The organism is Cupriavidus sp. HE11, assembly GCF_056097175.1.
Genome location: NZ_CP184464.1, coordinates 1,256,807 through 1,271,637, shown reverse-complemented (window position 1 = coordinate 1,271,637; position 14,831 = coordinate 1,256,807). Strand labels below are relative to the sequence as shown.

General features: G+C 65.6%; 14 protein-coding genes. 4 read left to right on the top strand and 10 right to left on the bottom strand.

Annotated features, from left to right (window positions below):
• From pcnB to ACOABP_RS05900, 4 genes are all read right to left on the bottom strand, one after another.
• Nucleotides 1-1,605 (bottom strand): polynucleotide adenylyltransferase PcnB, encoded by a 1,605-nt coding sequence (gene pcnB, locus ACOABP_RS05915; protein ID WP_474227367.1) that lies wholly within the window; start codon nt 1,603-1,605, stop codon nt 1-3.
• 1 nt (nt 1,606) lies between these two features.
• Nucleotides 1,607-2,281 carry a histidinol-phosphatase gene (locus tag ACOABP_RS05910; protein ID WP_474227366.1) on the bottom strand — a complete coding sequence of 225 codons (675 nt, stop codon included), beginning with the start codon at nt 2,279-2,281 and terminating at the stop codon, nt 1,607-1,609.
• Nucleotides 2,282-2,385: 104 nt separating this feature from the next.
• Nucleotides 2,386-3,099 (bottom strand): DnaA regulatory inactivator Hda, encoded by a 714-nt coding sequence (gene hda, locus ACOABP_RS05905; protein WP_474227365.1) that lies wholly within the window; start codon nt 3,097-3,099, stop codon nt 2,386-2,388.
• A gap of 51 nt (nt 3,100-3,150) precedes the next feature.
• Nucleotides 3,151-4,221 (bottom strand): AI-2E family transporter, encoded by a 1,071-nt coding sequence (locus ACOABP_RS05900; protein ID WP_474227364.1) that lies wholly within the window; start codon nt 4,219-4,221, stop codon nt 3,151-3,153.
• Nucleotides 4,222-4,425: 204 nt separating this feature from the next.
• Between ACOABP_RS05900 and purM the strand changes: the two genes are divergently transcribed.
• Entirely contained in the window at nt 4,426-5,478 is a 1,053-nt protein-coding gene (purM, locus tag ACOABP_RS05895; RefSeq protein ID WP_474227363.1) for a phosphoribosylformylglycinamidine cyclo-ligase, read from the top strand.
• 76 nt (nt 5,479-5,554) lie between these two features.
• Here the strand turns inward: purM and ACOABP_RS05890 are convergent, their stop codons facing one another.
• The 3 genes from ACOABP_RS05890 to mutL are packed head-to-tail and all read right to left on the bottom strand — an operon-like array spanning nt 5,555 to nt 9,065.
• The gene (locus tag ACOABP_RS05890; protein WP_474227362.1) at nt 5,555-6,052 is read right to left on the bottom strand and encodes an N-acetyltransferase family protein; all 498 of its coding nucleotides are present in this window, start codon (nt 6,050-6,052) and stop codon (nt 5,555-5,557) included.
• 52 nt (nt 6,053-6,104) lie between these two features.
• Nucleotides 6,105-7,058 carry a tRNA (adenosine(37)-N6)-dimethylallyltransferase MiaA gene (miaA, locus tag ACOABP_RS05885; RefSeq protein ID WP_474227776.1) on the bottom strand — a complete coding sequence of 318 codons (954 nt, stop codon included), beginning with the start codon at nt 7,056-7,058 and terminating at the stop codon, nt 6,105-6,107.
• 21 nt (nt 7,059-7,079) lie between these two features.
• Nucleotides 7,080-9,065, bottom strand: coding sequence for a DNA mismatch repair endonuclease MutL (gene mutL / locus ACOABP_RS05880; protein ID WP_474227361.1), 1,986 nt, complete (start codon nt 9,063-9,065; stop codon nt 7,080-7,082).
• A 140-nt stretch (nt 9,066-9,205) separates the two neighbouring features.
• On the opposite strand from mutL, the gene ACOABP_RS05875 reads away from it, so the two are divergent.
• Nucleotides 9,206-9,844, top strand: coding sequence for a VTT domain-containing protein (locus ACOABP_RS05875; RefSeq protein ID WP_197497458.1), 639 nt, complete (start codon nt 9,206-9,208; stop codon nt 9,842-9,844).
• Nucleotides 9,845-9,882: 38 nt separating this feature from the next.
• On the opposite strand, the gene ACOABP_RS05870 is transcribed toward ACOABP_RS05875, so the two are convergent.
• Nucleotides 9,883-10,731: a SirB1 family protein gene (locus ACOABP_RS05870; protein WP_066732121.1), complete on the bottom strand. Its 849-nt coding sequence runs from the start codon at nt 10,729-10,731 to the stop codon at nt 9,883-9,885.
• Between the two features lie 16 nt (nt 10,732-10,747).
• Complete coding sequence (murJ, locus tag ACOABP_RS05865; protein WP_474227360.1) at nt 10,748-12,298, bottom strand: murein biosynthesis integral membrane protein MurJ; 1,551 nt, start codon at nt 12,296-12,298, stop codon at nt 10,748-10,750.
• Between the two features lie 353 nt (nt 12,299-12,651).
• Here murJ and rpsT point away from each other — a divergent pair, with 353 nt between their 5' ends.
• Complete coding sequence (rpsT, locus tag ACOABP_RS05860; protein WP_066732116.1) at nt 12,652-12,918, top strand: 30S ribosomal protein S20; 267 nt, start codon at nt 12,652-12,654, stop codon at nt 12,916-12,918.
• Between the two features lie 169 nt (nt 12,919-13,087).
• Here rpsT and ACOABP_RS05855 read toward each other — a convergent pair whose 3' ends face one another.
• Nucleotides 13,088-13,393, bottom strand: a complete 306-nt coding sequence (locus tag ACOABP_RS05855) for a DUF3579 domain-containing protein (RefSeq protein WP_066732114.1) — start codon at nt 13,391-13,393, stop codon at nt 13,088-13,090.
• A 438-nt stretch (nt 13,394-13,831) separates the two neighbouring features.
• Between ACOABP_RS05855 and argF the strand changes: the two genes are divergently transcribed.
• The gene (gene argF / locus ACOABP_RS05850; RefSeq protein WP_474227359.1) at nt 13,832-14,755 is read left to right on the top strand and encodes an ornithine carbamoyltransferase; all 924 of its coding nucleotides are present in this window, start codon (nt 13,832-13,834) and stop codon (nt 14,753-14,755) included.
• Nucleotides 14,756-14,831: the final 76 nt, after the last annotated feature.

Sequence of the window (14,831 nt, the reverse complement as noted above, 5' to 3'; positions counted from 1 at the left end):
TTATTCCTCCGGCTGGCGGCGCGGTCCCGGCTCGGGCTGACCTCCATCGGCCCCGTCAGTCGATTGCGCCTCGCTGCGGGAAGACACTTTATCCGATTTCCGCGGACCGCGTCGGCGGCGCCGTTTGCGCGCCGGCGCGTCGCCGTCGTGGCCGGTGCCGTCCTCGGCGCCTTCCGCGCCGCCGTCCTGGCCGCCGTCCTGGCTGTCACCGGAACTGCCCCGGGCACCCTTGCCGGACTTGCCGCGCGCGGGCCGGGCCGATTCGATCAGCGTCTCGCGCTCGTCGGGGTGGGCATTCTGGAAGTCGGTCCACCACTGGCCCACCTCGGCCGGCTGTTCGCCAGCCTCGCAACGCAGTTGCAGGAAGTCGTAGCCGGCGCGGAAGCGCGGCGACTCCAGCAGGCGGTACGGCATGCGGCCCACGCGCTTTTCAAAGCGCGGCTGCATGCCCCAGATATCGCGCATGTCGGTGACAAAACGGCGCTGGATGGCCAGCTGGCCGGTCTGCTTTTCCAGCACCATGTCCATGGCCGTGTTCAGCGCGGCAATCGGGTGCTCGCCTTCTTCGCGCAGCTTGGTCCAGCGCTGCAGCACGTGGTGCCACAGCAGCGACGCAAACAGGAAACCCGGCGATACCGGCTTGCCGGCCTGAACGCGCCGGTCGGTGTTGTCGAGCGCCAGCTGCACGAAGCGCTGGCCCATCGGCTGTTCGATCGCCACATCCAGCAGCGGCAGCAGGCCCTTGTGCAGGCCGGCCTTGCGCAGTTCCTGCAGCGATGCCCAAGCGTGGCCCGACATCAGCAGCTTGAGCATCTCGTCGAAGAGGCGCGCGCTGGGCACGTTGTGGATCAGCGGTGCCAGTTCGGCGATCGGCGCACGCGTTTCCTCGTCGATGCCGAAGCTGGTCTTGGCGGCAAAGCGCACCACGCGCAGCATGCGGACCGGATCCTCGCGGTAGCGCGTGACCGGGTCGCCGATCATGCGCAGCGTGCGGGCGCGGATGTCTTCCATGCCGTGATGGTAGTCATGCACGGTCTGCGCGGCCGGATCGTAGTACATCGCATTGATCGTGAAGTCGCGGCGCTCCGCGTCCTCGGCCTGCGATCCCCACACGTTGTCGCGCAGCACGCGGCCGCTGGCGTCGATCGCATGCGTCTTGCTGTCAAGCTCGGCGCGCTTCAGGCGGCGGCCTTCGGGCAACGTCTCGCTGGCCACGGCATCCACCAGCGCGCGGAACGTCGAGACCTCGATGATCTCCTGCTCGCGCCCGCCGTAGAACGTGACGTGCACGATCTGGAAGCGGCGGCCAATGATGCGCGAGCGGCGGAACAGCGCCTGCACCTGCTCCGGCGTGGCATTGGTGGCCACGTCGAAATCCTTGGGCTTGATGCCGAGCAGCAGGTCGCGCACGGCGCCGCCCACGATGTAGGCCTGGTAGCCGGCCTGCTGCAGCGTGGATGTGACCTTGACCGCGTTGCGCGAGATCAGCGCCGGGTCGATCTTGTGTTCTTCCACGCCAACCACGCGTGGGGTATGGGCGCGGCCCGTGCGGCGCTGTTTCGGCCCCGGTTTGCCTAGCAGCCGGGTGATGAGCTTCTTGATCACGTCAGAACAGGTCCATGATGCGCCAGCCAGCTGCCGCGGCGTGGTTGCGCAGGCGGTCGTCGGGGTTGGCGGCAATCGGCTCGCTGACCTTTTCGAGCAGCGGCAGGTCGTTGGCCGAATCGCTATAGAACGTGGTGGTGCCGAAGTCGTCCCACTTGGCGCCCAGGCTCTTGAGCCAGCTTTCCACGCGAGTGATCTTGCCTTCGCGGAAGCTTGGCACGCCGAAAACCTCGCCGGTGAAGGCGCTTTCGGCCTTGCCGTCGACCGTTTCCGGATCGGTGGCGATCAGGTGCTTGATGCCGAACGCCTGGGCGATCGGCGCCGTGACAAAGCTGTTGGTGGCGGTGACTACCGCGCACAGGTCGCCGGCTTCCAGGTGCTTGTACACCAGGGCCTTTGCCTGCGGCGTAATGACGGGCTCGATGACCTCGTGCATGAAACGCACGCGCCATTGATCCAGGCGGTCGCGCGGGTTGGCCGCCAGCGGGGCCAGCGCAAAGCGCAGGAATTCCTGGATATTGAGCGTCCCAGCCTTGTATTGGCTGTAGAACTCGTCGTTCTTGCGACGATACGATTCCTCGTCGACGACGCCCATGCGGACCAGGAAGCGGCCCCATTCGTGGTCGCTATCGGTCGGGATCAGGGTGTGGTCGAGGTCAAACAGTGCCAGATTCATGGGGCGCGATTTTACATTAAGGTGCCACGGGCGGTCGGCCAGGCCCGGGCTGAAGTGGGGTGGCGTGTCGCCGGCCCCACGAAAGAAGGATGGGCGTCCGGTGGTTACTCCCGGAATTCGGCGAACATTTCGCGCAGCAGCGGCAGCGTCACCGCGCGCTTGCGCTCCAGCGAATACATGTCCAGCGCGTCAAGCAGTGCCATCAGGCTGGGCATGTCGCGATAGTGGCGCGTCACGAGCCAGTGCGGGATTTCGGGTGACAACTGCAGCCCGCGCTCCTTGGCGGCTTGCACCAGTGCGGCCATCTTGTCCTCGTCGGACAGCGGCTGGAGCTGGTAGACCAGCCCCCAGCCCAGCCGTGTGCGCAGGTCTTCACGCACCGGCATGGCGCGCGGCGCCAGCCCGCCCGCCACCACCAGCGCGCAGCGCACATGGGCGCGTACCTCGTTATAAAGCGAAAAAACGGCGATCTGGCGTGCCTCGTCCAGCAGGTCGACGTTGTCGACGGTATAGATCTGGCAGGTCGGGTCGAACATGAAGTCGGCCAGCGCGTGGTGCGGGCTCAGGTAGCGGCAGTTCAGGCCGGCGTGGATCGCGGTGTCGCATACGGCATGCAGCAGGTGGGTACGGCCGGATCCCATGTCACCCCACAGGTAGAACAGGCGGTCGTTGGCCTGCTCGCGCGCCACCAGGCCGGGCAGGTCGCGCAGGCGCTGCACCGGCTCGCGATTGGCCGACACGAAGAAATTGTCGAACGTGGAAGGGGGCGGGCTGCCCAGTTCCAGCGACAGCTGCTTATGACTATGACGCGGTGACATGACGAATCCGTTGCTTGCGCGATACGTGCCTGCAGTATGCCTAGTTCCGGCCTAGTGCCGATAGAGGTCGCTGGCCAGGTAAACGCGTCGCAGCTGACGCGCGCCGACCAGCAGCACCGCACAGGTTGGCAAGGCCAGCAGCACGCCAAAGAAGCCGAACAGCTGCCCGAACGCCAGCAGCGCGAAGATCACCACCAGCGGATGCAGGCCGATGCGCTCGCCCACCAGGCGCGGTGTCAGGTAGAAGCTCTCCACGAACTGGCCGATGCCGTATACCACCGCCACGGCGCCCAGCCCGTACCAGTTGCCGAATTGCAGCAGCGCGGCCACCACCGCCAGCGCGAGCCCGATGCCGAAGCCGATATACGGGATGAACACGGCCAGGCCGGTGAAGATGCCCACCGGAATGCCCACGTCGAAGCCGGCCACGGTCAGGCCGATCGAGTAGATCGCGGCCAGGATCACCATGACCAGGATCTGGCCGCGCAGGTATTGCGACAGCAGCGCGTCGGTCTCGGCAGACAGTTCATGCACCTTGGGCACCCAGCGGCGCGGCACCAGGCGCTCGATACGCCGCATGACCATGTGCCAGTCCATCAGCAGGTAGAACATCAGGATCGGCACGATGAACAGCAGGCCGGCGAACTCGATCAGTGCCGAACCCGACACCCGCACGTAATCCAGCAAGACCTGCACCAGGTCTTCGGGGCTGGCCGCGAAGCGGTTCTGCAGCATGCTGCGCAGGCCCGGGAAGTCGAAACGCACCCGCACGCCCAGTTCGGCTAGCTTGGGCGCCAGCACGCTGTTGAGCTTTTGCAGCAGGATCGGCACCTGTTCGCGCAATTGCGGGATCTCGCGCTGGAGCACGGCGATCAGCAGCAGCACCAGCAGCAACAGGACCACGCCCAGCAGCCCGATCATCAGCGCCACGCCGAGAAACCGGGGCACCCGGCGGCGTTGCAGCCAGTCCACGCCCGGATTGAGGATGTACGCGAAGATGAAGGCGACCAGAAACGGCGTCAGAACGGGCGCCAGGGCCAGAATCACGGCGAACAGGGCGGCGGCGACAACTATCCACAGCAGGATGCGCTTGGTGTCTTGGGAAAGCAGGGGAGCGGTCATCGGAGGGGCCGGCGGGTCATGGGTTGGCAGTGTGGCAGGTGGATTCGTCCGCGATCACTGGTCGCCGGGAGCCTGTATCCGTTAAAATCGCGATTTTACTGGACTCGCGTCCGTGCTCCGCCCCAGATTGGCCCACCGGCCCGGGACGCAGCGAAAAAGCGACGGATTCCACACTTCACCCTCATCCAAGACAAGCAGGTTCTCATGAGCGCTACCCCGACCGCCGGCCAGGCAGGCCTTTCCTACCGCGATGCCGGTGTTGACATCGATGCCGGCGACGCCCTGGTCGACCGCATCAAGCCGTTTGCCAAGCGCACCATGCGCGAAGGCGTGATGGCTGGTATCGGCGGATTCGGCGCCCTGTTCGAACTGTCGAAGAAGTTCCAGGAACCGGTGCTGGTGTCCGGCACCGACGGGGTGGGCACCAAGCTCAAGCTGGCGTTCCAGCTGAACCGCCACGACACCGTGGGCCAGGATCTGGTTGCCATGAGCGTCAACGACATCCTGGTGCAGGGTGCCGAGCCGCTGTTCTTCCTCGACTACTTCGCCTGCGGCAAGCTGGACGTGGATACTGCCGCCACCGTGATCCAGGGCATCGCCCATGGTTGCGAACTGTCGGGCTGCGCGCTGATCGGTGGCGAAACCGCCGAAATGCCGAGCATGTACCCGGACGGCGAATACGACCTGGCCGGTTTCGCGGTCGGTGCCGTGGAAAAGAAGAAGATCATCGACGGTACCACGATCCGCCCGGGTGACGTGGTGCTGGGCCTGGCCTCGTCGGGCGCGCATTCGAACGGTTACTCGCTGGTGCGCAAGATCATCGACGTCGCCAAGCCGGACCTGAACGCCGACTTCCACGGCCAGCGCCTGCAGGACGCCATCATGGCGCCGACGCGCATCTACGTGAAGCCGCTGCTGTCGCTGATCGACACGCTGCCGGTCAAGGGCATGGCCCACATCACCGGCGGCGGCCTGACCGAAAACGTGCCGCGCGTGCTGGCCGACAACCTGACCGCCGTGATCCAGCGCGATGCCTGGACGCTGCCGCCGCTGTTCCAGTGGCTGCAGGCGCAGGGCAACGTGGCCGACGCCGAAATGCACCGCGTGTTCAACTGCGGCATCGGCATGGTCGTGATCGTGGCAAAGGAAGACGCCGAACGCGCCATCCGTCACCTGCAGGCCGCTGGCGAAGCCGTGTGGCAGATCGGTGAGATCCAGGAGCGCGCCGAAGGCCAGGCGCAGACCGTGGTGGTCTGATTCCCGTCCTGCCCGGAATGCAAAAGCCCGATCGAGAGATCGGGCTTTTTTGTTTTGCGGTGGCGTCCGTGCGGCGTTATTCGACGCTGCCAAGCCGGGTCAGCGCGTCGCCCGTCACGCGGCAGATCCGCCAGTCCGGCATCACGTCGGCACCCATCGCCTGGTAGAAATCGATCGACGGCTGGTTCCAGTCCAGCACCGACCACTCGAAGCGGCCGCAGCCGCGTTCCACGGCCAGCGCCGCCAGATGCTTGAGCAGGGCCTTGCCCAGCCCATGGCCGCGCCAGGCCGGCTCGACGAACAGGTCTTCCAGGTACAGCCCGGGTTTGGCAAGAAAGGTCGAGAAGTTGTGGAAGAACAGGGCAAAGCCCACGGCCTGCCTCGCGCCGTCCTGGTCGACTTCCACGATCACCGCTTCGGCATGGGGCCTGGCGCCGAACAGCGCGTCGCCAATCTTCTGCGGCGTGGCTTCCACCAGATGCGTCAGTTTTTCGTATTCGGCCAGGTCCGAGATCAGGCGGAACAGCGTGGCGCTGTCGGCGGGCGTGGCGGGGCGGATCGAGAAGGCGGTCATCGCAATTCGCTTAAAAAACGGAAGCGATGATTATCGGTCACTCTGCGTGCGATCACCAGCCCGCGGCCTGTGCCACCTGCGCCACGTAGTCGGGCGCCAGGGCATCGACGCTGATGCGCTCCGGCGTGCTGCGCAGCCACGTCAGCTGGCGTTTGCACAGCTGGCGCGTAGCGGCGATGCCGCGCTCGCGCATCGTGGCGGCATCGCAGTCGCCATCGAGGTATTCCCACACCTGCCGGTAGCCGACGCAGCGCATCGACGGCAATCCCAGGTGCAGGTCGCCGCGTGCGCGCAGCCGCTGGACTTCGTCGATCAGCCCGCCGGCCAGCATCGCGTCGAAGCGGTCGGCGATACGGGCGTGCAGCACGGCGCGATCCGACGGCTCCAGCGCGATCACGCGGTAGCGCGCATCGGCCGCGCCCGTAAAGGTCCGCGCATCGGCCTGACGTGCCAGCAGCGCCGACATCGGCTGGCCGCTCAGTCGGAAAATCTCCAGTGCGCGCTGGATGCGCTGCGCATCGTTGGGCGCCAGGCGCGCGGCCGTGACCGGATCCACCTCGGCCAGCATCGCATGCAGCGCGGGCCAGCCGCGCTCGGCGGCCAGCGCATCGAGTTCGGCGCGCACCGTGGCATCGGCCTGCGGCAGGTCGTTCAGGCCCTGCGTCAGCGCCTTGTAATAGAGCATCGTGCCGCCGACGATCAGCGGCGTGTGTTCGCGCGCCTGGATTTCGTCGATCAGCCGCTCCGCATCGGTCACGAATTGCGCGGCCGAATAGCTGTCGAGCGGATCGATGATATCGATCAGATGGTGCGGCACGCTGGCCAGTTCGGCCGGCGTGGGCTTGGCAGTGCCGATATCCATCTCGCGATAGACCAGCGCCGAATCGAGGCTGATGATCTCCACCGGCTTGCGCGCGGCCAGCGCCAGCGCGGCAGCGGTCTTGCCGGACGCAGTGGGCCCCAGCAGGCAGACGATGGGGGGAAAGTCGGAAAGCTGCGATGACATCATCAAACGGCCAAAAGGCGCCTACTGGCCGCGCAGGAACAGGCGGTCGAGTTCGGTCACGGTCAGTTGCACCCAGGTGGGACGGCCGTGATTGCACTGGTCGGCGCGCTCGGTCTGTTCCATCTGGCGCAGCAGCGCGTTCATTTCCTCGACGGTCAGCTTGCGGTTGGCGCGCACGGCGCTATGGCAGGCCAGCGTGGCGAGCAGTTCGTTCTGGCGCTCGGCCAGTACGCGCGAGCCACCATACGACTGCAGATCGCGCAGCACGTCGCGCGCCAGCGCTTCGGCATCGGCCTGCTTGAGCAGGGCCGGAATCGCGCGCACGGCCAGCGTGGTGGGCGAGACTGGTGCAATGTCGAAGCCCAGCAGCTGCAGGGTTTCCTGATGCTCTTCGGCCGCGCCGATTTCCACCGGACTGGCCGGCAGCGTGACCGGGATCAGCAGCGGCTGCACGGCCAGCTGGCGGGCGGCCAGGCCGTCCTTGATCTGTTCGTACAGGATGCGTTCGTGGGCCGCGTGCATGTCCACCAGCACCAGGCCACGGGCGTTCTGCGCCAGCACGTAGATGCCGTGCAACTGGGCGATGGCGTAGCCGAGCGGATGGTCGGCATCGCCCGCTTCGGCATCGGCACCCGGCAATTCCGAGATGCGCGGCGGCAGGCGGTCGAGCAGGCTGGGCGGCTCGTCGGCACGGGCGGCCTGGGCGTCGGCCAGCCAGGCGGGCGGGCGCGACGAAGGCTGCCACGCCCCGGGATTGGCCGACCCCGGCGAGGTGGCTTCGCGCACCATGCCCAGGTAGGCCTGGCGCGGCTGCGCGATACCCAGCTCGGTCTGGCGGCCCGCCGAATAGTTGATCCATTGCGGCGCGGCGCCGGGCACCCCGGGTGCCGGCGTGGCCGGGCGCGCGGACGGCATCGGCATCAGGCCGGCGCCGTCGTCGGTATCGGAATGCAGGCTGTCGCCCTGTTCGCCGGCCTGGCGTGCCAGGCAGCGCTGCACGGCGTGATAGACGAACTGATGGACGGCGCGCGATTCGCGGAAGCGGACCTCGATCTTCGACGGGTGGACGTTGACGTCGACCAGTTCGGGCGGCAGGTCCAGGCACAGCACGTACGACGGGAAGCGATCACCGTGCAGCACGTCCTGGTAGGCGCTGCGCACGGCGTGATTCAGCAGCTTGTCGCGCACGAAGCGCCCGTTGACGAAGAAATACTGCTGGTCGGGGCGTCCGCGCGAGGCCGTGGGCAGGCCGGCAAAGCCGTACAGGTGCAGCGCGTCGGCATCTTCGTCCAGCGCCAGTCGCGCACGGGCAAAATCGCCACCCAGCACCTGCGCGGTACGCGTGGACACATCGCCGGCATTCCAATGTTCCAGCGGCTTGCCGTTATGGTGGACGGAGATCGTGACGTCGGGCCGCGCCAGCGCCGCGCGCCGGATCATTTCCAGGCAGTGGCCCAACTCGGTTTGTTCCGATTTAAGGAACTTTCTACGTGCTGGCGTGTTGAAGTACAGGTGCTGCACATCGATCATCGTGCCCACGCCGCCCGAGGCCGGCTGCAACTGGCCGCTGTCGGCGCTGATCTGGGTGGCGTGTGCGGCGGTGGCGGTACGGCTGGTCAGCACCAGGTGCGAGACCGAGGCAATCGACGCCAGGGCCTCGCCCCGGAAGCCGAGGGTCAGGACCGACTCGAGTTCGTCTAGCGAGGCGATCTTGCTGGTGGCGTGGCGCATCAGCGCAACGGGCAGTTCGTCGGCAGGAATGCCGCAGCCGTTGTCGGTGATGACAATGCGCCTCACGCCGCCTTCCTCGAGCCGGATGCCAAGCTGCGTGGCGCCCGCATCGAGTGCGTTTTCGAGCAGTTCCTTGACGACCGATGCCGGGCGCTCCACCACCTCGCCAGCGGCAATCTGGCTGATCAGTTGATCAGGCAACGGACGGATCGGGCGGCCAGGCTGGGTGGTGCGAAGGGGGTTTTGGGCGTCGGGCAGGGCGGCGTCGGCAGGCATGCGGGCGATTATACGTGCGCGTGGACACGTTTTCGGCACAAGTCGGGACAAGAGGTGACGGATTGTCGCAATGGCTCTTGTATGATGGGGGCCTTCTTTGGAGAGAGGCTAATTTGGATACCGTATTGCATCTGATCGACATGGTGCTGCATGTCGACAAATTCCTGGGACAGTTCGTCCTGGACTATGGGGTCTGGGTCTACGGCATCCTGTTTGCCATCGTCTTTGCCGAGACGGGGCTGGTGGTTCTGCCGTTCCTGCCGGGCGACTCGCTGCTGTTCATTGCCGGCGCCATGTGCGCTGCCGGCGCCATGAACGAGTGGATGCTGGCGGGGCTGCTGTTCGTGGCCGCCATCACCGGCAACACGGTCAACTACTTCGTGGGCAGCTGGATCGGCCCCAAGGTGTTCGACCAGCACTGGCGCTTCCTGGACCAGCAAGCCCTGCGCAAGACGCATGACTTCTATGAACGCCACGGCGGCAAGACGCTGGTGATGGCGCGCTTCATCCCGATCGTGCGCACCTTTGCGCCGTTCGTGGCGGGCGTGTCGCAGATGACGTTTGCGCGCTTCCAGCTGTTCAATGTGATCGGCGCGGCCACCTGGGTATTCGGCCTGGTGTTCGCCGGCTACTTCTTCGGCAACCTGCCGTTCATCAAGCAGTACCTGAACCTGATCGTGCTGGCTGGTATCGGCGCGGCGGTGGTGCCGCTGGTGCTTGGCGGCCTGTGGAAGCTGGTGCGCGGCAAGGGCCGCACGCGCGCCCCGGCCGACCGCTGAGCCGTACGCCCGGGCAGCCCGGGCGCCGTGGCCTGAAATCAGTTCAGGCTGCGGCTCATCATGCGCAGGGCCGGCATGCGGTCGCGGATCTGCGTGGTGTCGGCGGCGTCGGGACGGGCCTGGACATAGGCTTCCAGGTCTTCCAGCGCCGGCCGGAAGCACTCCAGGTTGGCATACGCCAGGCCGCGGTCGCGGACTTCCTCGATCGAATCGGGCAGCAGGATCACCAGCCGGTTCTGCACCGCCAGCAGCCGCTGCCAGCGCGATTCCTGCAGATAGATGGCTTTCAGGTTGCGCAGTATGCGCGCCACGATCTCGCGATGGCCGGCGACCTGCAGGAACAGCCCCAGCGGCACTTCATTCGACCCCGTGATGCCTTCGCGCTCCAGGAACGGGTCAAGCATCTCCTGCAACTGTTCCTTCGACAACGTTTCGCCGGTCAGCGGGTCGAGCACGACTTCGCCGGCGGGAATCGTCATGCGCACCAGGAAATGATTGGGAAACGACACGCCCTTCAGCGGCAGCCCGATCTGCTGGCCCAGTTCCATATAGAGCACGGCCAGCGAGATGGGAATGCCACGGCGCTGCTTGAGCACCACGTTCAGGTACGAGTTGTCCGGGTCGTAGTAGTCGTTGGCGTTGGGTCCGAAACCCAGGTCGCGGTAGAAGAAATGGTTCAGCAGGCGCAGGCGCTGGATGGCCGGCGTGCCTTCGGCGATCCGCCGCTTGAGGCGCACCGCCAGCACGTCGAGGGCGGCCAGTTCGGCCTGCAGGTCAAGGTCAGGGTAGGCGTCCTGGGCGATCGCCAGCGCGGTCTCCGTCAGCGGGATCGCATCGTCGTCGGCCACGAGGCTGGCGAAGTAATCCAGGACTTTCGTGGAGGTCATGGGGCGGTGTTCCTGACTAGCCGGCGCGGCGCCGGAAGGCTGCGTAGCGCAGGCCCATGAGCCACAGTGTACCGAAGTAGACCGCCGCCGCAAGTACCAGGCAGGCAGCCATCAGCGCGATGCGCAGCCACGGCGTGGCACCCATCGCCACCCAGTCGAAATTACGCGAGAACCACAGCAGCATGCCGGACAAAATCAGCATGGCCGCTGCCAGCCGTAGCAGGAAGATGCCCCAGCCCGGTGCCGGATGGTAGAAGCCGCGCCGGCGCAAGCCGAAGAACAGCAGCAGGGCATTGACGGTGGCGCCAAAGCTGATCGACAGCGGCAGGCCCGCATGACCCAGCATCGGTACGAACACGAAGTTCGACAACTGCGTGATCGCCAGCACCAGGATCGCGATCTTGACCGGCGTGCGGATATCCTGTCGCGCATAGAAGCCCGGCGTCAGGATCTTGATGAGAATCAGTGCCAGCAGGCCCACGCCATAGGTGGCCAGCGCCTGGCGCGTCATCTCCACTGCATGGGCATCGAAGCGGCCGTAGTTGAACAGCACGGAGGTGAGCGGCGCACCGAACAGCATCAGTGCGGCCGCGCAGGGCAGGGCCAGCAGGAAGGTCAGCCGCAGGCCCCAGTCGAGCAGGCCCGAGTATTCCTCGCGGTTGCCGTCGGCATTTGCGCGCGACAGGCTCGGCAGCAGGATGGTGCCCAGCGCCACGCCCAGCAGCGCCGTCGGAAACTCCATCAGGCGGTCTGCATAGGTGATGTACGACACGGCACCGGCGCCCAGGCGCGACGCGATATTGGTATTGATGATCAGGCTGATCTGGGCCACCGACACGGCCAGCAGGGCCGGCGCCATCTGCTTGACCACGCGCCGCACGCCCGGGTTCGCCCAGGCCTCGCGCAGGTTCAGCGAGATCCGTGGCAGCACGCCGAGGCGCCGCATGGCGGGCACCTGGATCGCGAGCTGCAGCACGCCACCGATCAGCACGCCCCAGGCCTGCGCGTAGATCGGCTGCTTCATGTGCGGCCCCACCCAGACCGCGGCCACGATCAGGCAGAGATTGAGCAGCACCGGCGTGAACGCCGGCACCGCGAAGTTGCGCCAGGAGTTCAGGACCCCGGACGCCAGCGCCACCATCGAGATCAGGCCGATGTACGGAAACATCACCCGCGTCATGAACACCGCCGAGTCGTAGGTCTCGGCATCGCCACGGAAGCCCGTGGCGACCACGGTCATGACGATCGGCGCGGCAATCACGCCCAGCAGCGAGACGGCGGCCAGTACCCAGGCCATGACCGTGGCCACGGCGTCGATCAGCAGATGGGTCTCCGCCTCGCCGCGCTTGCCGTGGTATTCGTTCAGGATCGGCACGAAGGCCTGCGAGAAGGCCCCTTCGCCAAAGATGCGGCGCAGCAGGTTGGGGATGCGGAACGCCACGTTGAAGGCGTCGGTCATGTCCGAGGCGCCAAAGGCCCGGGCAATCAGGATTTCGCGCATCAGGCCGGTGATGCGCGAAAGCATCGTCAGGCCGCTGATGGTGGCAAGCGCTTTGAGAAGGTTCAAGGTGGTATTCGGGGAAAGCTTCAGGCCGGCCGGCGGGTGCGCAGCCAGGGCGGAACGCGGTTCAGACGCCCGTTTGGCCCCAAAAGTTGCCACGGCGCCACGGTCTGCGGCCAGGCGGCGCCGGATGTGGCGCTTATTATACGGATCGGCCGTTGTTGGGCGACCGTCAGCACGGGTATACGAATCGCCCTTGCCTGTGATGCCGGCATGTGTGTATAATCGCCGATTCGCAAGGACAGTCGCGTCCAGGATTCGTTTGTCGAAACATCCCGGGTCGCAAGATGTGACTTAATTGTTGCGTCCCAAATTATTGCGTCGCCCCGGGCGCGCATTCTGAATTCAGGAAGAGAAACATGGCAAATTCCGCACAAGCTCGCAAGCGCGCGCGCCAAGCCGTCGCCGCGAACGCCCACAACTCCAGCCTGCGCTCGCGTCTGCGCACCGCCGTCAAGGCAGTCCGCAAGGCTATCGACGCTGGTGACAAGGCTGCTGCTGCAGAGATTTTCAAGCAGTCGCAAACGATCATCGACAGCATTGCTGACAAGAAGATCGTGCACAAGAACAAGGCTGCACGTCACAAGTCGCGCCTGTCGGCCGCCATCAAGGGCATGGCCGCCTAAGTCTGCCTGGGCCACCTCGGTGGCCTGCAGAAAAGAAAAGCTCGTCTCCGGACGGGCTTTTTTGTTTTCTGGCTTGCCACTGGCATGCCGCCTGTCGCGGGCGGTGCGGCCGGCCAACAAAAAACCCGGCTGGCGCCGGGTTTTTCATTTGGAGGTGTCGCCCTCGGTGTCAGTTATCGACCGAGCAGGCTTCCACCACCTGGAGGTTGTTGTCCCGCGCGAAGTTCAGGACGAAATCGAGCGCCTTGGGCTCGATGTCGCGCAGCCGGGTATCGACCACCACGTTCTTGACGCCGGCCACGATCACCGGACGCACATACGGCGAGTAGGTCAGGCGGGGATCGCCGGTATCGCCTTCGGGACGGAATTGCGCCATCACGCCGCACAGCCGCTCGGCCCAGTCGCTGGGGCGGAAGGTCTTGCCTTCCTTCGTAACGCCTTGGATGAAATATTCGCGGACTTGGGGGGTGGTCATGGGACTGCGGGGATCTGCTTGGTGACTCGACGGTAAACCCGCTTCAACGGGCGCACCGTTTGACGCATCCGGTGGGCGATTGGTTCGCGAATTCCGGACGGGACCAGCGGGGCGGTGGTGTCTGCGGGGGCACTTTTGATGCCGGCGGCGGGCTGGTGGCATGGGTATGCCGGGCCCCGCGTGAATCAGCGAGTATTATATCTTATATAAGACCTGCGCATAAGGCTGAATCCTGTCGGGAACCTGTCAGTGGCCGCCAGTGCTGCCTCTGGACGTTAACGGCCCGGGCTCGCCAAAGCTGGAATAATCCCTTATGATCTTTGCAATTACATTGCGTAAGCGACGCGAAAGGCGGCTCCGCGACACGCTCCGGCCCTGAAAGATTGCCCATCCGCGCAATCGGGCTGCGTGTCCCAAGCGAGCCGCCTTCTTTGTTTTATGAGCCCAACCCCGATCAAGCATTACCTCCAGTTCAGCGACCTCGGTGCCGACGAGTACGCGTACCTGCTGGACCGCGCGAGGATCCTGAAGGCGAAGTTCAAGAACTACGAGACATGGCACCCGCTGCACGACCGCACGCTGGCCATGATTTTCGAAAAGAATTCCACGCGTACGCGCCTGTCGTTCGAGGCCGGTGTCCACCAGCTGGGTGGGCATGCGGTGTTCCTGAACACGCGCGATTCGCAGCTGGGCCGTGGCGAGCCGATCGAAGATGCCGCGCAGGTGATCTCGCGCATGGTCGACATCATCATGATCCGTACCTACGGCCAGGACATCATCGACCGCTTTGCCGCGCATTCGCGCGTGCCGGTGATCAATGGCCTGACCAACGAATACCACCCCTGCCAGGTGCTGGCCGATATCTTCACGTACATCGAGCAGCGCGGCAGCATTGCCGGCAAGACCGTGGCCTGGATTGGCGACGCCAACAACATGGCGTACACCTGGATCCAGGCGGCCGAGCGGCTCGACTTCACGTTCACGTTCTCGGCGCCCCCGGGCTACCAGCTCGATCCGGCCATGGTGCCGGCGTCGGCCGCCCCGCGCGTGAAGGTGTTCGCAGATCCGCTGGAAGCCTGCCAGGGTGCGCACCTGGTGACCACCGATGTCTGGACCAGCATGGGCTTCGAGGCCGAGAACGAAGCGCGCAAGCGCGCGTTCAAGGACTGGATGGTGACCACCGCGATGATGGACCGCGCCGCTGACGACGCACTGTTCATGCACTGCCTGCCGGCGCACCGTGGCGAGGAAGTGGAAGCCGCCGTGATCGACGGCCCGCGCAGCGTGGTCTGGGAAGAGGCCGAGAACCGCCTGCATGTGCAGAAGGCACTGATGGAATATCTGCTCTGCGGCCGTTACTGAGCCGGCGCAGGAGTCAGAAAAAGTTGGAAAGTGGAAAAAGGGGGCCGCCATGGCTCCCTTTTTTACGTCCCTGATT